Source organism: Flavobacterium sp. 40-81 (genome assembly GCF_001898245.1).
Classification (GTDB): Bacteria; Bacteroidota; Bacteroidia; order Flavobacteriales; family Flavobacteriaceae; genus Flavobacterium; species Flavobacterium inviolabile.
This window is the reverse complement of the sequence record NZ_MKTM01000028.1, coordinates 81,170-98,639: the sequence shown is the minus strand read 5'-3', so window position 1 is coordinate 98,639 and position 17,470 is coordinate 81,170. Positions and strand designations below refer to the sequence as shown.

General features: G+C 36.2%; 31 protein-coding genes. All 31 read right to left on the bottom strand.

The features are described 5' to 3' along the window. Positions 1–17 precede the first annotated feature (17 nt). Positions 18–1,127, bottom strand: coding sequence for a glutamine-hydrolyzing carbamoyl-phosphate synthase small subunit (carA, locus tag BGO42_RS10885; RefSeq protein WP_273246398.1), 1,110 nt, complete (start codon positions 1,125–1,127; stop codon positions 18–20). 192 nt (positions 1,128–1,319) lie between these two features. Then, positions 1,320–1,805 (bottom strand): 50S ribosomal protein L17, encoded by a 486-nt coding sequence (rplQ, locus tag BGO42_RS10880; protein ID WP_177732498.1) that lies wholly within the window; start codon positions 1,803–1,805, stop codon positions 1,320–1,322. Positions 1,806–1,841: 36 nt separating this feature from the next. After that, entirely contained in the window at positions 1,842–2,834 is a 993-nt protein-coding gene (locus BGO42_RS10875) for a DNA-directed RNA polymerase subunit alpha (RefSeq protein WP_177732494.1), read from the bottom strand. A 25-nt stretch (positions 2,835–2,859) separates the two neighbouring features. Then, the gene (gene rpsD, locus BGO42_RS10870; RefSeq protein WP_177732490.1) at positions 2,860–3,465 is read right to left on the bottom strand and encodes a 30S ribosomal protein S4; all 606 of its coding nucleotides are present in this window, start codon (positions 3,463–3,465) and stop codon (positions 2,860–2,862) included. Positions 3,466–3,551: 86 nt separating this feature from the next. Then, a complete protein-coding gene (gene rpsK, locus BGO42_RS10865) occupies positions 3,552–3,935 on the bottom strand; it encodes a 30S ribosomal protein S11 (RefSeq protein ID WP_023570324.1) in 384 nt (127 codons plus the stop codon). 11 nt (positions 3,936–3,946) lie between these two features. After that, positions 3,947–4,321, bottom strand: coding sequence for a 30S ribosomal protein S13 (gene rpsM / locus BGO42_RS10860; RefSeq protein ID WP_177732487.1), 375 nt, complete (start codon positions 4,319–4,321; stop codon positions 3,947–3,949). 2 nt (positions 4,322–4,323) lie between these two features. Further along, the gene (gene ykgO / locus BGO42_RS10855; protein WP_002987490.1) at positions 4,324–4,440 is read right to left on the bottom strand and encodes a type B 50S ribosomal protein L36; all 117 of its coding nucleotides are present in this window, start codon (positions 4,438–4,440) and stop codon (positions 4,324–4,326) included. An 11-nt stretch (positions 4,441–4,451) separates the two neighbouring features. Continuing rightward, entirely contained in the window at positions 4,452–4,667 is a 216-nt protein-coding gene (gene infA / locus BGO42_RS10850) for a translation initiation factor IF-1 (protein ID WP_007136545.1), read from the bottom strand. Between the two features lie 5 nt (positions 4,668–4,672). Beyond that, entirely contained in the window at positions 4,673–6,019 is a 1,347-nt protein-coding gene (secY, locus tag BGO42_RS10845; RefSeq protein WP_177732484.1) for a preprotein translocase subunit SecY, read from the bottom strand. A gap of 13 nt (positions 6,020–6,032) precedes the next feature. After that, the gene (gene rplO, locus BGO42_RS10840; protein WP_177732481.1) at positions 6,033–6,485 is read right to left on the bottom strand and encodes a 50S ribosomal protein L15; all 453 of its coding nucleotides are present in this window, start codon (positions 6,483–6,485) and stop codon (positions 6,033–6,035) included. 14 nt (positions 6,486–6,499) lie between these two features. Continuing rightward, positions 6,500–6,682 carry a 50S ribosomal protein L30 gene (rpmD, locus tag BGO42_RS10835; RefSeq protein ID WP_177732479.1) on the bottom strand — a complete coding sequence of 61 codons (183 nt, stop codon included), beginning with the start codon at positions 6,680–6,682 and terminating at the stop codon, positions 6,500–6,502. A 12-nt stretch (positions 6,683–6,694) separates the two neighbouring features. Continuing rightward, positions 6,695–7,219, bottom strand: a complete 525-nt coding sequence (gene rpsE, locus BGO42_RS10830) for a 30S ribosomal protein S5 (protein WP_177732477.1) — start codon at positions 7,217–7,219, stop codon at positions 6,695–6,697. A gap of 5 nt (positions 7,220–7,224) precedes the next feature. Beyond that, positions 7,225–7,575 (bottom strand): 50S ribosomal protein L18, encoded by a 351-nt coding sequence (gene rplR, locus BGO42_RS10825; protein ID WP_177732474.1) that lies wholly within the window; start codon positions 7,573–7,575, stop codon positions 7,225–7,227. 11 nt (positions 7,576–7,586) lie between these two features. Then, positions 7,587–8,129: a 50S ribosomal protein L6 gene (rplF, locus tag BGO42_RS10820; RefSeq protein WP_177732471.1), complete on the bottom strand. Its 543-nt coding sequence runs from the start codon at positions 8,127–8,129 to the stop codon at positions 7,587–7,589. A gap of 15 nt (positions 8,130–8,144) precedes the next feature. Continuing rightward, entirely contained in the window at positions 8,145–8,543 is a 399-nt protein-coding gene (gene rpsH / locus BGO42_RS10815) for a 30S ribosomal protein S8 (protein ID WP_177732469.1), read from the bottom strand. 76 nt (positions 8,544–8,619) lie between these two features. Beyond that, a complete protein-coding gene (gene rpsN / locus BGO42_RS10810; RefSeq protein ID WP_177732466.1) occupies positions 8,620–8,889 on the bottom strand; it encodes a 30S ribosomal protein S14 in 270 nt (89 codons plus the stop codon). A gap of 3 nt (positions 8,890–8,892) precedes the next feature. Further along, positions 8,893–9,444: a 50S ribosomal protein L5 gene (gene rplE, locus BGO42_RS10805; RefSeq protein ID WP_177732462.1), complete on the bottom strand. Its 552-nt coding sequence runs from the start codon at positions 9,442–9,444 to the stop codon at positions 8,893–8,895. Between the two features lie 2 nt (positions 9,445–9,446). After that, complete coding sequence (gene rplX, locus BGO42_RS10800) at positions 9,447–9,761, bottom strand: 50S ribosomal protein L24 (RefSeq protein ID WP_177732459.1); 315 nt, start codon at positions 9,759–9,761, stop codon at positions 9,447–9,449. A 12-nt stretch (positions 9,762–9,773) separates the two neighbouring features. Continuing rightward, a complete protein-coding gene (rplN, locus tag BGO42_RS10795; protein WP_007803649.1) occupies positions 9,774–10,142 on the bottom strand; it encodes a 50S ribosomal protein L14 in 369 nt (122 codons plus the stop codon). 2 nt (positions 10,143–10,144) lie between these two features. Then, a complete protein-coding gene (gene rpsQ / locus BGO42_RS10790; protein ID WP_177732457.1) occupies positions 10,145–10,402 on the bottom strand; it encodes a 30S ribosomal protein S17 in 258 nt (85 codons plus the stop codon). A 17-nt stretch (positions 10,403–10,419) separates the two neighbouring features. Then, complete coding sequence (rpmC, locus tag BGO42_RS10785; protein ID WP_177732454.1) at positions 10,420–10,611, bottom strand: 50S ribosomal protein L29; 192 nt, start codon at positions 10,609–10,611, stop codon at positions 10,420–10,422. A 12-nt stretch (positions 10,612–10,623) separates the two neighbouring features. Continuing rightward, on the bottom strand, positions 10,624–11,043 hold the full coding sequence (rplP, locus tag BGO42_RS10780) for a 50S ribosomal protein L16 (RefSeq protein ID WP_177732451.1): 420 nt from the start codon (positions 11,041–11,043) through the stop codon (positions 10,624–10,626). 18 nt (positions 11,044–11,061) lie between these two features. Further along, the gene (gene rpsC / locus BGO42_RS10775; RefSeq protein WP_177732448.1) at positions 11,062–11,796 is read right to left on the bottom strand and encodes a 30S ribosomal protein S3; all 735 of its coding nucleotides are present in this window, start codon (positions 11,794–11,796) and stop codon (positions 11,062–11,064) included. A 5-nt stretch (positions 11,797–11,801) separates the two neighbouring features. Then, on the bottom strand, positions 11,802–12,212 hold the full coding sequence (gene rplV, locus BGO42_RS10770; RefSeq protein ID WP_136403049.1) for a 50S ribosomal protein L22: 411 nt from the start codon (positions 12,210–12,212) through the stop codon (positions 11,802–11,804). Positions 12,213–12,221: 9 nt separating this feature from the next. Next, positions 12,222–12,500 (bottom strand): 30S ribosomal protein S19, encoded by a 279-nt coding sequence (gene rpsS / locus BGO42_RS10765; RefSeq protein WP_014085019.1) that lies wholly within the window; start codon positions 12,498–12,500, stop codon positions 12,222–12,224. A 10-nt stretch (positions 12,501–12,510) separates the two neighbouring features. Continuing rightward, positions 12,511–13,335: a 50S ribosomal protein L2 gene (rplB, locus tag BGO42_RS10760; protein ID WP_177732445.1), complete on the bottom strand. Its 825-nt coding sequence runs from the start codon at positions 13,333–13,335 to the stop codon at positions 12,511–12,513. 6 nt (positions 13,336–13,341) lie between these two features. Continuing rightward, on the bottom strand, positions 13,342–13,632 hold the full coding sequence (gene rplW, locus BGO42_RS10755) for a 50S ribosomal protein L23 (RefSeq protein ID WP_177732442.1): 291 nt from the start codon (positions 13,630–13,632) through the stop codon (positions 13,342–13,344). Positions 13,633–13,638: 6 nt separating this feature from the next. Continuing rightward, positions 13,639–14,268 (bottom strand): 50S ribosomal protein L4, encoded by a 630-nt coding sequence (gene rplD, locus BGO42_RS10750; protein WP_177732439.1) that lies wholly within the window; start codon positions 14,266–14,268, stop codon positions 13,639–13,641. Next, positions 14,268–14,885 carry a 50S ribosomal protein L3 gene (gene rplC / locus BGO42_RS10745; protein ID WP_177732437.1) on the bottom strand — a complete coding sequence of 206 codons (618 nt, stop codon included), beginning with the start codon at positions 14,883–14,885 and terminating at the stop codon, positions 14,268–14,270. Before rplC ends, rplD begins: the two co-directional genes overlap by 1 nt. Before the next feature lie 115 nt (positions 14,886–15,000). Continuing rightward, positions 15,001–15,306: a 30S ribosomal protein S10 gene (gene rpsJ, locus BGO42_RS10740; protein WP_020213633.1), complete on the bottom strand. Its 306-nt coding sequence runs from the start codon at positions 15,304–15,306 to the stop codon at positions 15,001–15,003. Between the two features lie 11 nt (positions 15,307–15,317). Next, the gene (gene fusA / locus BGO42_RS10735) at positions 15,318–17,453 is read right to left on the bottom strand and encodes an elongation factor G (RefSeq protein WP_177732435.1); all 2,136 of its coding nucleotides are present in this window, start codon (positions 17,451–17,453) and stop codon (positions 15,318–15,320) included. Positions 17,454–17,470 lie beyond the last annotated feature (17 nt).

The window sequence follows — 17,470 nt, the reverse complement described above, 5'->3', positions numbered from 1 at the left end:
TTAGGTGTGTAACGAATTTATTTTTTAGCTAATTTAATGTTTTCGATGAATTGGTCAAATAAATAACGTGCATCGTGAGGTCCGGGACTTGCTTCCGGGTGGTATTGTACCGAGAAACAGCTTTTGTTTTTCATACGCATACCCGCAACAGTGCCGTCGTTCAGGTGAACATGTGTTATTTCAAAATCCGGGTGTTTTTCCAATTCTTCACGCACCACTGCAAAACCATGGTTCTGTGAGGTAATTTCCCCTTTATTGGTAATAACATTCATTACAGGGTGGTTAATCCCTCTGTGACCGTTAAACATTTTATAGGTTGAGATACCATTTGCCAGGGCAATGATCTGGTGTCCCAAACAAATTCCGAAAACAGGTGTATCGGTTGCTAAAATCTGGCGTGCCACTTCCTGTACATCTTTTAACGGATCCGGATCACCAGGTCCGTTCGACAAAAAGTAACCATCAGGGTTAAATGCTTTCAGCTCTTCAAAAGAAGCATTATAAGGGAATACTTTAATATAAGCATCTCTTTCTGCCAGGCATCGCAGGATATTGGTTTTGATTCCAAGGTCGAGTGCGGCAATTTTGTAGGTTGCCTTTTCGTCACCAAAGTAATATGCTTCTTTAGTAGAAACGGTAGAAGCCAGTTCCAGACCTTTCATATTCGGAACTCCAGCCAGTTGTTTTTTCAAATCTTCAAGCGGTGTACCGTCTGTACAGATCACTGCATTCATGGCACCGTTGTCACGGATATAGCTCACTAAAGCTCTGGTATCGACATCGGAAATGGCAACCAGTTTTACTTTATCGAAATAATCGAAAAGACTTTCAGAAGCATCAGGTCTTGAATAATTAAAACTAAAGTTTTTGCATACCAGTCCGGCAATTTTGATCCCGTCTGAATCAACTTCGTCTTCATGAACTCCGTAGTTACCGATATGAGCATTGGTAGCTACCATTAATTGACCAAAATAAGAAGGGTCTGTAAAAATTTCCTGATATCCCGTCATTCCGGTATTAAAACAGACTTCGCCGAAGGTAGTTCCTTCGATTCCTATGGATTTACCATAAAAAACAGTTCCGTCGCTTAATAAAAGGATGGCTTGATTTCGATTTGAATATTTCATTTTTTGTTGTGTTGTAAAATTTTGCAAATTTAATCTAAATTATTTCTTTCTGAAACGATTCGATTAAAACAAGTAAAAAAGATTTTATAATTATGCGTGCTAGTGGCTCAAACGGTTTCAAAAGGGCAAAAAAAAAGGACAAACTTAAAAAGTTCATCCTTATTTTTTATTGAAGAATCAATTGTTTCATGATTATTCAGTAACTTCTGTATTTTCAGTAGTATCAGCAGCGGGAGCTTCAGCAGTTGTTTCAGCTTTTTTTGCTCTACCACGACGGGTAGTTGCTTTCTTAACTTCTTTTTTACCTCCGTTGTACAATTCGTTGAAATCTACAAGTTCGATCATTGCCATATCAGCGTTATCTCCAAGACGGTTACCCAATTTAATAATACGAGTATATCCACCCGGACGATCTCCAACTTTTGCTGCAACTTCTCTGAACAATTCAGTAACCGCATATTTGTTTCTCAAATAAGAGAAAACAACACGACGATTGTGAGTAGTATCTTCTTTAGATTTCGTTACCAATGGTTCTACAAATTGCTTTAAAGCTTTAGCTTTAGCAACAGTAGTATTGATACGCTTGTGCTCGATTAGAGAACAAGCCATATTAGCCAACATAGATTTTCTATGTCCTGACTGTCTGCTTAAATGATTTATTTTTTTTCCGTGTCTCATTGCTATACAATTTAATCGCGCATAAAGCGGACTAGATTATTCTTTATCTAATTTATATTTAGTTAAATCCATCCCGAAAGTAAGACCTTTAACAGCAACTAATTCATCAAGTTCTGTTAATGATTTTTTACCGAAATTACGGAACTTCATCAGATCATTTTTATTAAATGATACTAAATCGCCAAGTGTATCAACTTCAGCCGCTTTTAAACAATTTAATGCTCTTACAGATAAGTCCATATCAACAAGCTTAGTTTTAAGCAATTGTCTCATATGTAATGACTCTTCATCATACGACTCTGTTTGTGCAATTTCATCAGCCTCAAGTGTAATTCTTTCGTCAGAGAACAACATAAAGTGATGAATCAACGTTTTAGCTGCTTCTGTTAATGCATCTTTAGGGTGAATAGAACCATCTGTAATGATTTCAAAAACTAATTTTTCGTAGTCAGTTTTTTGCTCAACACGGAAATTTTCTATTGAATATTTTACGTTCTTTACTGGTGTGTAAATAGAATCTGTAAAAATAGTTCCTATAGGTGCGTTTTGTTTTTTGTTTTCTTCTGCAGGAACGTAACCACGACCTTTCTCAATAGTTAATTCCATGTTTATGGTAATTTTGCTATCAAGGTTGCAGATAACCAAATCCGGGTTTAGTACCTGAAAACCAGAGATAAACTTTTGAAAATCTCCAGCTGTCAATTGATCCTTACCTGAAAAAGAGATAGAAACAGATTCGTTATCGATATCTTCGATCTGACGTTTGAAACGTACTTGTTTAAGATTCAATATAATTTCTGTTACATCTTCAACCACTCCTGATATTGTAGAGAATTCGTGATCCACTCCTTCAATACGAACCGAAGTGATTGCATATCCTTCTAAAGAAGAAAGCAAAACACGTCTTAATGCGTTACCAACAGTCAATCCATATCCCGGTTCTAAAGGTCTAAATTCAAATTTACCTTCAAAATCGGTTGAATCGATCATGATAACTTTATCGGGCTTTTGAAAATTAAATATTGCCATATTTATTTCGACTGATGTCTAATTATTATTTGTTGTACAACTCTACGATTAACTGCTCCTTAATGTTTTCTGGAATCTGAAGTCTAGCAGGTACAGAAACGAAAGTACCTTCTTTAGTTTCATTGTTCCAAGTAATCCATTCGTAAACAGTGCTAGAATTAGATAACGAACGTTCGATAGCTTCAAGAGATTTTGATTTTTCACGAACTGCAACTTTGTCACCAGGTTTTAAGTGATAAGAAGGAATGTTTACTACTTCTCCATTAACCGTGATATGTCTGTGAGAAACGATTTGACGTGCAGCACGACGAGAAGGAGCGATACCCATTCTGTATACTACGTTATCAAGTCTTGACTCACATAATTGGATTAAAACTTCACCTGTAACACCTCTTGATGCAGATGCTTTTTCAAACAAACTTCTGAACTGACGTTCTAAAATTCCGTAAGTGTACTTAGCTTTTTGCTTTTCCATTAACTGAATAGCGTACTCAGATTTTTTACCTCTTTTTTTCGCTAAACCATGTTGCCCTGGAGGGTAATTTCTTTTTTCGAAGGCTTTATCATCTCCGAAGATTGCTTCGCCAAATTTACGAGCAATTTTAGTTTGTGGACCAGTATATCTTGCCATTGCTAAAAATTAAAAAAAGGTAGGGATTATGAATTCAGGTCTTTCCTCCGATAATCTTATTCCTACCTTAGGTTATACTATTATAATTAAACTCTTCTTCTTTTTGGAGGACGACAACCATTGTGTGGCATTGGAGTTACATCAATAATTTCTGTAACTTCTATTCCTCCGTTATGAAGAGATCTGATGGCAGATTCTCTACCATTTCCAGGACCTTTTACGTAAACTTTTACTTTTTTAAGACCTGCTTCTAACGCTACTTTGCTACAATCTTCTGCTGCCATTTGAGCTGCATAAGGAGTGTTCTTTTTAGAACCTCTAAAGCCCATTTTACCAGCTGAAGACCAAGAAATAACTTCACCTTTCTTGTTTGTTAACGAGATGATGATGTTGTTAAAGGTAGCATTAATATGAGCTTCGCCTGTTGATTCAACGATAACTTTACGTTTTTTTGTACTTGCCTTAGCCATACTACTACTTATTATTTAGTTGCTTTTTTCTTGTTAGCAACAGTTTTTCTTTTACCTTTTCTTGTTCTAGAGTTGTTCTTAGTTCTTTGACCTCTTAATGGAAGTCCAGCTCTGTGACGAATTCCTCTATAACATCCGATATCCATTAAACGTTTGATGTTTAATGAAATCTCAGAACGTAGTTCACCTTCAATCTTGAAATAAGAAACGGCTTCACGGATCGCTCCGATCTCGTCATCATTCCAGTCTTGAACTTTTTTATCTTCGCTTACGTTAGCTTTTTCTAAAATCTCTTTAGCTCTACTATTCCCAATTCCGAAGATATAGGTTAAAGCGATGATTCCTCTTTTGTTTTTAGGTATATCTACCCCTGCAATTCTTGCCATAACTATCCTTGTCTTTGTTTAAATCTAGGATTCTTTTTATTAATAACGTATAATCTTCCTTTTCTACGCACAATAATGCACTCGGCACTTCTTTTTTTAACTGATGCTCTTACTTTCATTTTAATAGCCTTTAGTATCTATAAGTAATTCTTGCTTTAGACAAATCGTAAGGGCTCATCTCTAACTTCACTTTATCACCAGGTAATAATTTGATATAATGCATACGCATTTTACCAGAGATATGAGCAATTACTATGTGTCCATTTTCTAATTCTACACGGAACATCGCATTTGATAATGCTTCAATGATTGATCCGTCTTGTTCTATTGCTGATTGTTTTGCCATAAAAATTAAGCTACTGCTTTTCTATTTTTACCACTTTTCATCAAACCATCATAATGTTTATTCAATAAATAAGAATTTATTTGTTGAATAGTATCAATTGCAACACCCACCATAATAAGTAACGATGTTCCGCCATAAAACATTGCCCACCCTTGTTGTACTCCTAAAAGGCTTACTGCAATAGCTGGGAACACAGCTATTAAAGCCAAGAATAACGAACCTGGAAAAGTTATAAGTGACATGATTTTATCCAGGTAGTCTCCTGTTTCAACACCCGGACGAATCCCAGGGATGAAACCTCCGCTACGCTTCAGATCATCTGCCATTTTATTTGTAGGTACTGTAATTGCGGTGTAAAAGTAAGTAAAAATTATGATTAATAAGGCAAAAACTAAATTATACTGCCATCCAAAGATATTTTGGAAGCTCGTAGTGATAGTTTGAGCCGCATCTGAAGTTGACAAACCAGCAACTGCAGCAGGAATAAACATAATTGCTTGTGCGAAGATAATCGGCATAACTCCTGAAGCATTAAGCTTTAAAGGAATCCATTGTCTGTTACCTCCCATCATGTCCTGTTCGAAATCTCCGGCTGTTGTACGACGAGCGTATTGTACCGGTATTTTTCTAACAGCCATGGTTAATAAAATACAAGCAATTATGATTAATAACCAAATAATTACTTCTAAAACGATAAGCATAGGCCCTCCGTTATTTTCTGTTACACGGGAAGAGAATTCCTGAATGAAAGCCTGAGGCAATCGGGCAAGAATACCCACCATGATCAACAAAGAAATACCGTTTCCAATACCTTTATCAGTAATTTTTTCACCTAACCACATTGCAAAAATCGTACCTGTAACTAAGATGATTACAGATGAGAATAAGAATGAGAATGAACTAAATCCTAATAAAAAGGCATCAGCAGGCAATTGTTTATACAAGTTATAAATATAACCTGGACCTTGCAATAGGGTAATACCAATAGTTAACCATCTTGTGATTTGGTTGATCTTTTTTCTTCCGCTCTCACCGTCTTTTTGTAGTTTCTGTAAATAAGGAACCGCGATTCCCATTAACTGAACTACAATTGACGCTGAAATATACGGCATGATACCCAATGCAAATACAGATGCCTGCGAGAACGCACCACCTGTAAATACATTGATTAACCAACCAATACCTTGATCTGTTTGACTAGATAAACTTTGCAATTTAGTAGCATCAATACCTGGAAGTGTTACTTGCGCACCTAAACGATAAACTAATAACAATCCTAGAGTAACTAAAATTTTATTTTTTAGTTCTTCTATCTTCCAAACATTTACTAATGATTCTATAAATTTCTTCATCTGTCTATAAAGATTATAAAGTTACTACTTCTCCACCTGCAGCCTCGATAGCCGCTTTTGCAGTAGCAGTAAATTTGTGAGCAGTTACTTTTAGTTTTGCTTTAAGCTCTCCTCTTCCTAAAATCTTTACTAAGCTATTTTTTGTTGCTAAACGATTGTCTACTAAAACTGAAAAATCAACAGTATCAGTAACAACTCCATTATCAACTAATAATTGAAGTGTGTCTAAATTAACACCCTGGTACTCTACTCGGTTGATGTTTTTGAAACCAAACTTAGGTACACGTCTTTGTAAAGGCATTTGACCTCCTTCAAAACCAATCTTTTTAGAATAACCAGAACGAGATTTAGCTCCTTTGTGACCACGTGCAGCAGTACCACCTTTACCAGAACCTTCTCCTCTACCTAATCTTTTATTTTGATTGTGTGTTGACCCTTCAGCTGGTTGTAAATTACTTAAATTCATAACGAATACTGTTATTATTTAGTTTCTTCTACAGAAACTAAGTGTTGAACTTTATTTACCATTCCAAGGATAGCAGAAGTTGCTTCATGCTCAACAACTTGTCCTAATCTACGAAGACCTAAAGCTTCTAATGTTCTCTTTTGTGTAAGAGGACAGTTGATTTGACTTTTTACTTGTTTTACTTTAATTTTTGCCATAATTTCCTTGAATTAACCTTTGAATACTTTCTCTAAAGAAATACCTCTTTGTTTTGCAACAGTGTGAGCACTTCTCAATTGTAATAAAGCATCAAAAGTAGCTTTAACAACATTGTGTGGGTTTGATGAACCTTGTGATTTTGACAATACATCATGAATACCTAAAGATTCTACTACGGCTCTTACAGAACCACCAGCAATAACTCCGGTACCATGTGATGCAGGCATCAAGAATACACGTGCTCCACCAAATTTACCTTTTTGTTCGTGAGGAATAGTATGACTTGCCAAAGGAATTCTAACCAGATTCTTCTTTGCATCTTCTACTGCTTTAGCAATAGCTTCAGACACATCTTTAGATTTACCTAGACCATGACCTACTACACCGTTTTCGTCTCCTACAACTACAATAGCAGAAAAACCGAAAGCTCTACCACCTTTTGTAACTTTAGTAACACGATTAACACTTACCAAACGGTCTTTTAATTCAAGACCACTTGGTTTTACTAGTTCTACATTTTTATAATTATGATACATAATTCTTAGAATTTAAGTCCAGCTTCTCTAGCTCCTTCGGCTAATGATTTAACACGTCCATGGTATAAATAACCACCTCTATCGAAAGTGATGGTATCAATACCTGCTTTCAAAGCTTTCTCTGCAATTAGTTTTCCAACTGCAGCAGCTGTTTCTACGTTCGTTCCTTTAGTTACTCCGTTCTCTCTTGAAGAAGCTGCAACTAAGGTTACACCGTTAACGTCATCTATGATTTGCGCATAGATTTCTTTATTAGATCTAAAAACAGAAAGTCTTGGTTTAGCAGCAGTTCCGCTTACAATCTTTCTGATTCTGAACTGTATTCTTTGTCTTCTTTCAGATTTTGTTAATGACATAGTCTTAATTTTTAAGCTGATTTACCTGCTTTTCTTCTTAATACTTCACCCACAAATTTAACACCTTTTCCTTTGTATGGTTCAGGCTTACGGAAAGAACGAATCTTTGCCGCAACTTGACCTAAAAGTTGTTTGTCGTGTGAAGCTAACTTAATGATTGGGTTTTTACCTTTCTCAGAAACTGTTTCTACAATTACTTCTGGAACTACTTCAAGAACGATGTTGTGAGAGAAACCTAAAGCAACATCAAGTCTTTGACCTTGATTTGATGCTCTATATCCAACTCCAACTAATTCTAATTGTTTTGTAAATCCTTCAGCAACACCAACAATCATATTGCTGATTAAAGCTCTGTATAAACCGTGCTTTGCTCTTTGATCTTTATGATCAGAAGATCTCTCAACGATTACTTGACCATCCTCAATTTTAACAGATACATCTGAAAATTCCTGAGTAAGTTCACCTAATTTTCCTTTTACTGTAACTACACCTTCTTTAACTTCTACAGTTACGCCAGCTGGAATTACAATTGGATTTTTACCTATTCTTGACATGTGTAAGTCTTTTAATTAGTATACGTAACAAATTACTTCACCACCAACATTTAATTGCTTCGCTTGTTTTCCAGTCATCAAACCTTTTGATGTAGAAACGATAGCAATACCTAAACCGTTTAAGATTCTCGGTAGGTTAGCAGCACCAGCGTACTTACGTAAACCTGGTTTACTAATTCTTTGGATATCTTTAATTACAGACTCTTTAGTTTCTTTATCATACTTAAGAGCGATTTTGATGGTACCTTGAACAGTACTGTCATCAAATTTGTAGCTTAAAATATAGCCTTGATCAAATAAAATCTTTGTGATTTCTTTTTTCAAATTAGAAGCAGGAATTTCAACCACTTTGTGGTTAGCACGTACCGCATTTCTAACTCTTGTCAAAAAATCTGCAATAGGATCTGTATACATATGTATTAATTTGCGATTATGGTTTTCGGTAAATACTCATTTACCGAACCTTTAATCAATTTATAATTCTTTTATATTACCAGCTAGCTTTTCTAACCCCTGGAATCAATCCATTATTAGCCATTTCACGGAAAGTTACACGTGAAATACCGAATTGACGCATATACCCTCTTGGTCTTCCGGTTAATTTACAACGATTGTGTAAACGAACAGGAGAAGCATTTTTTGGTAACTTTTGTAAACCTTCATAATCTCCAGCTTCTAACAAAGCTTTTCTTTTTTCAGCATACTTGTCTACCAACGCTTGTCTTTTTACCTCGCGGGCTTTCATTGATTCTTTAGCCATAACTTAATTCTTTTTAAAAGGTAATCCTAATTGTACTAATAATGACTTCGCTTCTTTATCTGTTGATGCTGAAGTTACAAAAGTAATATCGAAACCAGCAATTTTGTTTACTTTGTCAATATCAATTTCAGGGAAAATGATTTGCTCCAAAACTCCTAGGTTATAATTACCTCTACCATCAAATCCAGTTGCTTTGATACCACCGAAATCTCTTACACGTGGTAATGCAGAAGTGATCAAACGATCTAAGAATTCATACATTCTTTCTCCACGTAAAGTTACTTTAGCACCAATTGGCATACCTTTTCTTAATTTGAAAGACGCAACGTCTTTTTTAGAAATGGTAGATACTGCTTTTTGACCTGTAATTTTTGTTAATTCTTCAACTGCATGATCAACTAATTTCTTATCTGATACAGCTGCACCAACACCACGGCTTACAACGATTTTTTCAAGTTTAGGAACCTGCATAACGTTTTTGTAACCGTACTCTTCTGTAAGAGCAGCAATTACTCTGCTCTTATATTCTTCTTTTAGTCTAGGTATATAAGCCATCACTATAATACTTGATTAGATTTTTTTGAAAATCTCACTTTCTTATCTCCTTCTACTTTAACTCCTACTCTTGTTGCTTCCTTAGTTTTAGGATCAACTAGAGCGATATTAGAGATATGAATTGGAGCTTCTTTTTTAACGATACCACCTTGAGGGTTTTTTGCACTTGGTTTAGTATGTTTCGAAACCATGTTAACACCTTCAACTACCGCTTTATTTTTCTCGCGAAGTACACGTAAAACTTTACCTTCAGCACCTTTATGGTCTCCAGCGATTACTTTTACGATATCTCCTGATTTAATTTTTAGCTTTATCATTTTTACAACGAATTAAAGCACTTCTGGTGCTAATGATACAATTTTCATGAATTGTTTTTCACGAAGTTCTCTTGCTACAGGACCAAAAACACGAGTTCCTCTCATTTCACCAGCAGCATTTAACAATACGCAAGCGTTATCGTCAAATCTGATGTATGAACCGTCGGCTCTTCTCACTTCTTTTTTGGTACGTACAACAACTGCAGTGGATACAGCACCTTTCTTAACGTTTCCGTTTGGTGTTGCATCTTTAATTGACACTACAATTTTATCTCCAACAGAGGCATAACGACGTTTCGTTCCTCCTAAAACACGGATAGTTAAAACTTCTTTAGCTCCCGTGTTATCTGCTACTTTTAATCTAGATTCTTGTTGTACCATAATTACTTCGCTCTTTCAATGATTTCAACTAATCTCCAACATTTAGATTTACTTAATGGACGTGTCTCCATAATTCTTACAGTATCTCCAATATTGCAATCGTTTGTTTCGTCGTGCGCAACATATTTTTTAGTCTTTAACACGAACTTACCATATAACGGGTGTTTTACTCTTCTTGTTTCAGAAACAACAATAGATTTTTCCATTTTGTTGCTTGTAACTACACCTATTCTTTCTTTTCTTAAATTTCTTTTTTCCATCTTTCAGCAGAATACAATTATTGTAACTCTCTTTTGCTTAGCTCAGAGGCAACTCTAGCAATCGATCTTCTTACAGTTCTTAACTGTAACGGGTTTTCAATTGGAGAAATAGCGTGAGCTGTTTTTAGGTCGGCATATGTCTTCTTTAACTGACTAAGTTGTCCTTGTAACTCAGCTGCAGATAGATTCTTAATTTCTGATTGTTTCATAATAAAAATTGATTATGCTTCGAAATCTCTAGCAACGATAAACTTAGTTTTAACAGGAAGTTTTTGTGCAGCAAGACGTAAAGCCTCTTTTGCAACAGAAAGAGGAACTCCTCCAACTTCAAACATAATTCTTCCAGGTTTCACAACTGCAGCCCAGTATTCAACTGCACCTTTACCTTTACCCATACGTACTTCAAGAGGTTTCTTGGTGATAGGTTTATCTGGGAAAATTTTAATCCATAATTGTCCCTCTCTTTTCATGTAACGAGTTGCAGCAATACGCGCAGCTTCGATTTGACGAGAAGTAATAAATGACGAATCTAAAGATTTGATACCAAACATTCCATTAGAAAGTTCATGTCCTCTTTGAGAAATGCCTTTCATTTTACCTTTCTGTACCTTACGGTATTTTGTTCTTTTAGGCTGTAACATTTTTCTTTAGTTTAAAAATTACTTTCTTTTGCGTTGGTTAGGTCTACCATTTCCTTTTGGAGAAGAAGAAGATCCTGTAGATTTAGACTGTTTTTTGTCCATACCTACTAACGGGGAAAGATCTCTTTTTCCGTAAACTTCACCTTTCATGATCCACACTTTGATACCCATTCTACCATAAGTAGTATGTGCTTCAGCTAGTGAGTAATCGATGTCAGCTCTGAAAGTTGATAGAGGAATACGTCCTTCTTTGAACATTTCTGAACGTGCCATTTCAGCACCGTTCAAACGACCAGAAATCATAACTTTGATACCTTCAGCGTTCATACGCATAGCAGCAGCAATAGCCATTTTAATTGCACGTCTGTAAGAAATACGACTTTCAATCTGACGAGCGATACTTGTACCTACTAAATAAGCATCAAGTTCAGGTCTTTTAATTTCAAAGATGTTAATTTGAACCTCTTTGTCAGTAATTTTCTTAAGTTCTTCTTTTAACTTGTCTACCTCTTGACCACCTTTTCCGATAATGATACCAGGTCTGGCAGTAGTGATAGTAACGGTTACAAGTTTCAAAGTTCTCTCGATGATTACTTTAGATACACTAGCTTTTGATAAACGAGCATGAATGTACTTTCTGATTTTGTGATCTTCGGCAAGTTTATCACCGTAGTCATTTCCACCATACCAGTTAGAATCCCATCCTCTGATGATACCAAGGCGATTTCCGATTGGATTTGTCTTTTGTCCCATCTTTATTAATTGCTTTGTGTGTTATTAATATCTCCAATCACGATTGTAACGTGGTTAGAACGTTTTCTGATTCTGTGTGCGCGACCTTGTGGAGCCGGACGAAGTCTTTTCAACATCATACCACCATCAACACGGATCTCTTTTACAAATAAGCCTGCTTCTTCCATATTAGCGTCTGCGTTTTTAGCTTGCCAGTTAGCAATAGCCGATAACAACAATTTCTCTAATTTGCGAGAAGCTTCTTTTGAACTAAATCTTAATATATTAAGAGCTTTTTCTACCTTCTGACCTCTAACTAAATCTGCCACTAAGCGCATTTTTCTAGGTGAAGTAGGGCAGTTATTCAGCTTAGCAAATGCAATTTGCTTGTTAGCTTCTTTAATCTGCTCGGCTCTTTCTCTTTTACGAACTCCCATAGCTTCTTATTATTTTTTACCTTTATTTTTTGCTCCAGCATGACCTCTAAAAGATCTTGTTGGTGAAAACTCTCCTAATTTATGACCTACCATGTTTTCTGTTACGTAAACAGGTACAAATTGACGACCGTTGTGAACTGCGATAGTTTGTCCAACAAAATCCGGAGTAATCATTGAAGCTCTAGACCAAGTCTTAACAACTCCTTTATTACCTTTTTCGATATTTTCCTGAACTTTCTTATCTAATTTATAGTGTACAAAAGGTCCTTTTTTTAATGAACGTGCCATATCTTACTTATTATTTCTTTCTACGTTCTACGATATACTTATTACTCGGATTAACTTTAGAACGAGTTCTATAACCTTTAGCAGGTAAACCTTTTCTAGAACGTGGGTGACCTCCAGAAGAACGTCCTTCACCACCACCCATCGGGTGATCTACTGGGTTCATTGCAACCGGTCTTGTTCTCGGTCTTCTTCCTAACCATCTAGATCTACCAGCTTTTCCTGATACAACTAATTGATGATCTGAGTTAGATACTGCTCCAATAGTTGCAGAACAAGTTAACAAGATTAATCTTGTTTCACCTGAAGGCATTTTAATTGTAGCATATTTACCGTCTCTCGCCATTAATTGAGCAAAAGTACCAGCAGAACGAGCGATTACAGCTCCCTGACCAGGTCTTAACTCAATACAAGAAATAACAGTTCCTAGAGGAATTTTACTTAAAGGTAAAGTATTACCAATTTCTGGAGCCGCTTCAGGACCAGAAACTACAGTTTGTCCCACTTGTAAACCATTTTGAGCGATGATATACGTTTTAGCACCATCTGCATAGTACAATAACGAAATGAACGCTGAACGATTCGGATCGTATTCGATTGTTTTCACTGTAGCCGGAATTCCAACTTTAGTTCTTTTGAAATCAACAATACGATACTTTTGTTTGTGACCACCACCTGTGTAGCGCATGGTCATCTTTCCTTGACTATTTCTACCTCCAGAGTTTTTTTTCGGTGCGATCAAAGAACGCTCCGGCTTATCAGTTGTAATAGTGTCAAAGCTATTAACAACTCTAAAACGCTGACCCGGGGTAATAGGTTTTAATTTTCTAACTGACATGTTCTATTAGATATTATTATAAAAATCTATTGTTTCTCCTTCTTGTACTTGAACAATTGCTTTTTTGTAAGCATTAGTCTTTCCACTGATTAAACCACTCTTAGTAAATTTAACCGTTCTATCAGCTCTGTAATTCATTGTGTTTACAGCAACTACATTCACTCCGTAAGCAGCCTCAACTGCATTTTTGATCTGAATTTTGTTTGCTTTCTTATCAACAACGAAACCAAAGCGGTTGAATACTTCACCCTCTTTGGTAATTTTTTCAGTAATGATAGGTTTAATTATGATACTCATACCCTATTATTTGCTTAAATTTTCTTCAATTCCTTCTAAAGAACCCTCCAAAAGCACTAAACTATTTGCATTTAAAATAGCATAAGTACTTAATTCTGAAGTAGTTACAACGCTAGAAGCCTTTAAATTGCGTGACGACAAATATACATTTTTATTTGATTCACCCAACACAAATAAAGATTTTTTATTTTCTAACCCTAAAGCTTTCAATACATTAATGAAATTTTTAGTGTTTGGAGCTTCAAAAGTAAAGTCTTCAAGAACTACTAAATTGGACTCACTTGCTTTGATAGAGAAAGCAGATTTTCTAGCTAATCTCTTTAAAGTTTTGTTCAATTTGAAAGAATAACTTCTTTGTCTTGGTCCAAAAACTGTACCTCCACCTTTAAACAAAGGAGACTTAACACTTCCTGCACGAGCAGTACCGGTTCCTTTTTGTTTTTTAATCTTACGCGTACTTCCAGTAACCTCAGCTCTTTCTTTAGCTTTATGAGTACCTTGTCTTTGATTTGCTAAATATTGTTTAACATCAAGATATACTGCGTGATTATTAGGCTCAATTGCGAATACTGAATCAGAAAGTTGAACTTTTCTTCCAGTATCTTTTCCGTTGATATCTAATACTTTTACTTCCATTACTTTTGAATGATTACGTAAGAGTTTTTGTGTCCAGGAATAGCTCCTTTAACCAAAAGTAAGTTCTTTTCAGCAACCACTTTTAAAACTCTAAGGTTTTGAACTGTTACATTTTCTCCTCCTGTTCTTCCAGCCATACGCATTCCTTTGAATACTCTAGATGGATAAGATGATGCTCCAACAGAACCTGGCGCTCTCAAACGGTTGTGCTGACCATGAGTAGCTTGTCCGACACCACCAAAACCGTGACGTTTAACAACCCCCTGGAAACCTTTACCTTTTGACACACCTAGTACGTCTACAAACTCACCTTCTTCAAACAAATCTACAGTGATCACATCACCTAATTTGTGTTCAGTTACAAAATCTTGGAATTCAACGACTTTCTTTTTCGCAACAGTACCCGCTTTTTTAAAGTGACCTAAGTCCGCTTTAGTAGCGTGTTTTTCTGTTTTGTCATCGAAACCAAGTTGTAACGCTTCATACCCGTCAACCTCATTGGTTCTGACTTGGGTAACAACGCATGGTCCAGCTTCGATTACTGTACAAGGAATGTTTTTCCCGTTTTCATCGAAAATACTAGTCATGCCGATTTTTCTACCAATTAACCCAGACATATAAAACTAATTATTAATTACTTATTGAAATATTTATTTTTTGAGTGCGCAAAAGTAAGCATTAAGTTTTAAATAAAAAAACTTAATGCTTAAATACTTTAAAATGCGATTTTTATCACACTTTGATCTCTACCTCTACTCCACTTGGTAACTCTAACTTCATTAGAGCATCAATTGTTTTTGAAGATGAAGAGTAGATATCTAATAATCTTTTGTATGAACTCACTTCGAATTGTTCTCTAGATTTTTTGTTTACGTGCGGAGAACGCAATACAGTGAAAATCTTTTTGTGTGTTGGCAACGGAATTGGACCTGTTACCACAGCACCTGTACTCTTTACAGTTTTTACGATTTTCTCAGCAGATTTGTCTACTAAGCTGTGATCGTAAGACTTTAATTTTATTCTGATTTTTTGACTCATTTTCCTAAAAATTAAGCGTTACCTTTTGCTTTTTTAATTACTTCCTCAGAAATATTGTTTGGCGTTTCAGCATAGTGAGAGAACTCCATTGTAGAAGTTGCTCTACCTGAAGATAATGTTCTCAATGTTGTTACATATCCGAACATTTCAGAAAGCGGCACACTAGCTTTAACAACTTTAGCACCATTTCTATCATCCATGTTGTTGATCTGACCTCTACGACGGTTCAAATCCCCAACAATATCACCCATATTTTCTTCCGGAGTTAATACCTCTAATTTCATGATTGGCTCAAGGATAACAGCTCCTGCAGCTTTAGCAGACTCTTTATATCCCATTTTAGCAGCCAATTCGAAAGATAGTGCATCGGAATCCACCGGGTGGAAAGATCCATCCAATAAAGTAACTTTTAAACTATCAACTTCATATCCAGCTAACGGACCTGATTTCATAGCTTCTCTAAATCCTTTTTCTACAGCCGGGATATATTCCTTAGGAACGTTACCACCTTTAACTTCGTTAACGAACTGTAATCCAACCGGCACTTTTCCGTCAACTTCATCAGCAGGCTCAATTCTAAATACGATATCACCGAATTTACCACGTCCACCAGACTGTTTTTTGTAAGTTTCTCTGTGTTGAGCAGATCTTGTGAAAGCTTCTTTGTACTCAACCTGAGGCTCACCTTGGTTTACTTCTACTTTAAACTCACGTCTCATACGATCCACGATAATGTCTAAGTGAAGCTCACCCATACCAGAAATAATAGTTTGTCCTGAAGCATGGTCAGTTCTCACTGTAAACGTAGGATCCTCTTCAGCTAATTTAGCTAAAGCCATACCCATTTTATCAACGTCTGCCTTAGTTTTAGGCTCAACAGCAATACCAATTACCGGATCAGGGAAATCCATAGATTCTAATACGATAGGGTGTTTCTCATCAGATAAGGTATCACCCGTTTTGATATCTTTAAATCCAACAGCAGCTCCAATATCTCCTGCCTCAATATATTCGATAGGATTTTGTTTGTTAGCGTGCATTTGGTAGATACGGGAAATACGCTCTTTATTTCCAGAACGGTTATTCAACACATAAGAACCTGCGTCCAAACGTCCGGAATAAGCTCTGAAGAATGCTAAACGACCAACATAAGGGTCAGTAGCGATTTTAAATGCTAAAGCAGCGAAAGGCTCTGTAACAGATGGCTTACGAGAAATTGGCTCCTCGGTATCAGGATTTGTTCCTTCAATTGCCTCTTTATCCAATGGAGAAGGCAAGAATTTACAAACTGAATCCAACATGAACTGAACTCCTTTGTTTTTAAATGAAGAACCACACAACATCGGGATGATAGCCATATCGATAGTTGCTCTTCTTAATGCATTATTGATTTCTTCCTCAGTAATAGAGCTTTCATCTTCCATGAATTTCTCTAAAAGGTTTTCGTCATACGCAGCAACTTCTTCAATTAACTGTGCTCTGTATTGTTTTGCATCAGCAACCATATCCTCAGGGATAGGAACGATATCAAAAGTAGCTCCTTGAGTCTCATCATGCCAAACAATAGCCTGATTTTTGATCAAATCAACAACTCCTCTGAAATCAGCCTCATCACCAATTGGCAATACCAATGGAACAGCGTTTGATTTCAACATATCTTTTACTTGTTGACAAACTGCTAAGAAGTTTGAACCCTGACGGTCCATCTTGTTAACAAACCCCATACGAGGAACTTTATAGTTGTCAGCAAGTCTCCAGTTAGTTTCTGACTGTGGCTCAACACCATCAACAGCACTAAACAAGAAAACTAATCCATCTAATACACGTAACGAACGGTTTACCTCAACTGTAAAGTCAACGTGTCCCGGAGTATCGATAATATTAAAGTGGTAGTCTTTGGTATCAGGAGTAGAAGCTCCTTGATTTGTAGGGAAATTCCAGGTACAAGTTGTTGCAGCAGAAGTAATAGTAATACCTCTTTCTGCTTCTTGCTCCATCCAGTCCATTGTTGCAGCACCTTCGTGCACCTCACCAATTTTGTGTGTTTTTCCCGTATAGAATAAGATACGCTCTGTTGTTGTTGTTTTACCAGCATCAATGTGAGCAGCAATCCCAATATTTCTAGTATATTTTAAATCTCTAGCCATTTCTAATGTTTCTTATG

Bases quoted from the DNA above. Each gene is read 5' to 3' on its own strand.
- carA (WP_273246398.1), bottom strand. From the start codon at position 1,127: ATGAAATATTCAAATCGAAATCAAGCCATCCTTTTATTAAGCGACGGA.
- rplQ (WP_177732498.1), bottom strand. From the start codon at position 1,805: ATGAGACACGGAAAAAAAATAAATCATTTAAGCAGACAGTCAGGACAT.
- BGO42_RS10875 (WP_177732494.1), bottom strand. From the start codon at position 2,834: ATGGCAATATTTAATTTTCAAAAGCCCGATAAAGTTATCATGATCGAT.
- rpsD (WP_177732490.1), bottom strand. From the start codon at position 3,465: ATGGCAAGATATACTGGTCCACAAACTAAAATTGCTCGTAAATTTGGC.
- rpsK (WP_023570324.1), bottom strand. From the start codon at position 3,935: ATGGCTAAGGCAAGTACAAAAAAACGTAAAGTTATCGTTGAATCAACA.
- rpsM (WP_177732487.1), bottom strand. From the start codon at position 4,321: ATGGCAAGAATTGCAGGGGTAGATATACCTAAAAACAAAAGAGGAATC.
- ykgO (WP_002987490.1), bottom strand. From the start codon at position 4,440: ATGAAAGTAAGAGCATCAGTTAAAAAAAGAAGTGCCGAGTGCATTATT.
- infA (WP_007136545.1), bottom strand. From the start codon at position 4,667: ATGGCAAAACAATCAGCAATAGAACAAGACGGATCAATCATTGAAGCA.
- secY (WP_177732484.1), bottom strand. From the start codon at position 6,019: ATGAAGAAATTTATAGAATCATTAGTAAATGTTTGGAAGATAGAAGAA.
- rplO (WP_177732481.1), bottom strand. From the start codon at position 6,485: ATGAATTTAAGTAATTTACAACCAGCTGAAGGGTCAACACACAATCAA.
- rpmD (WP_177732479.1), bottom strand. From the start codon at position 6,682: ATGGCAAAAATTAAAGTAAAACAAGTAAAAAGTCAAATCAACTGTCCT.
- rpsE (WP_177732477.1), bottom strand. From the start codon at position 7,219: ATGTATCATAATTATAAAAATGTAGAACTAGTAAAACCAAGTGGTCTT.
- rplR (WP_177732474.1), bottom strand. From the start codon at position 7,575: ATGTCATTAACAAAATCTGAAAGAAGACAAAGAATACAGTTCAGAATC.
- rplF (WP_177732471.1), bottom strand. From the start codon at position 8,129: ATGTCAAGAATAGGTAAAAATCCAATTGTAATTCCAGCTGGCGTAACT.
- rpsH (WP_177732469.1), bottom strand. From the start codon at position 8,543: ATGTATACAGATCCTATTGCAGATTTTTTGACAAGAGTTAGAAATGCG.
- rpsN (WP_177732466.1), bottom strand. From the start codon at position 8,889: ATGGCTAAAGAATCAATGAAAGCCCGCGAGGTAAAAAGACAAGCGTTG.
- rplE (WP_177732462.1), bottom strand. From the start codon at position 9,444: ATGGCTTATATACCTAGACTAAAAGAAGAATATAAGAGCAGAGTAATT.
- rplX (WP_177732459.1), bottom strand. From the start codon at position 9,761: ATGATAAAGCTAAAAATTAAATCAGGAGATATCGTAAAAGTAATCGCT.
- rplN (WP_007803649.1), bottom strand. From the start codon at position 10,142: ATGGTACAACAAGAATCTAGATTAAAAGTAGCAGATAACACGGGAGCT.
- rpsQ (WP_177732457.1), bottom strand. From the start codon at position 10,402: ATGGAAAAAAGAAATTTAAGAAAAGAAAGAATAGGTGTAGTTACAAGC.
- rpmC (WP_177732454.1), bottom strand. From the start codon at position 10,611: ATGAAACAATCAGAAATTAAGAATCTATCTGCAGCTGAGTTACAAGGA.
- rplP (WP_177732451.1), bottom strand. From the start codon at position 11,043: ATGTTACAGCCTAAAAGAACAAAATACCGTAAGGTACAGAAAGGTAAA.
- rpsC (WP_177732448.1), bottom strand. From the start codon at position 11,796: ATGGGACAAAAGACAAATCCAATCGGAAATCGCCTTGGTATCATCAGA.
- rplV (WP_136403049.1), bottom strand. From the start codon at position 12,212: ATGGGAGTTCGTAAAAGAGAAAGAGCCGAGCAGATTAAAGAAGCTAAC.
- rpsS (WP_014085019.1), bottom strand. From the start codon at position 12,500: ATGGCACGTTCATTAAAAAAAGGACCTTTTGTACACTATAAATTAGAT.
- rplB (WP_177732445.1), bottom strand. From the start codon at position 13,335: ATGTCAGTTAGAAAATTAAAACCTATTACCCCGGGTCAGCGTTTTAGA.
- rplW (WP_177732442.1), bottom strand. From the start codon at position 13,632: ATGAGTATCATAATTAAACCTATCATTACTGAAAAAATTACCAAAGAG.
- rplD (WP_177732439.1), bottom strand. From the start codon at position 14,268: ATGGAAGTAAAAGTATTAGATATCAACGGAAAAGATACTGGAAGAAAA.
- rplC (WP_177732437.1), bottom strand. From the start codon at position 14,885: ATGTCTGGGTTAATTGGTAGAAAAATCGGCATGACTAGTATTTTCGAT.
- rpsJ (WP_020213633.1), bottom strand. From the start codon at position 15,306: ATGAGTCAAAAAATCAGAATAAAATTAAAGTCTTACGATCACAGCTTA.
- fusA (WP_177732435.1), bottom strand. From the start codon at position 17,453: ATGGCTAGAGATTTAAAATATACTAGAAATATTGGGATTGCTGCTCAC.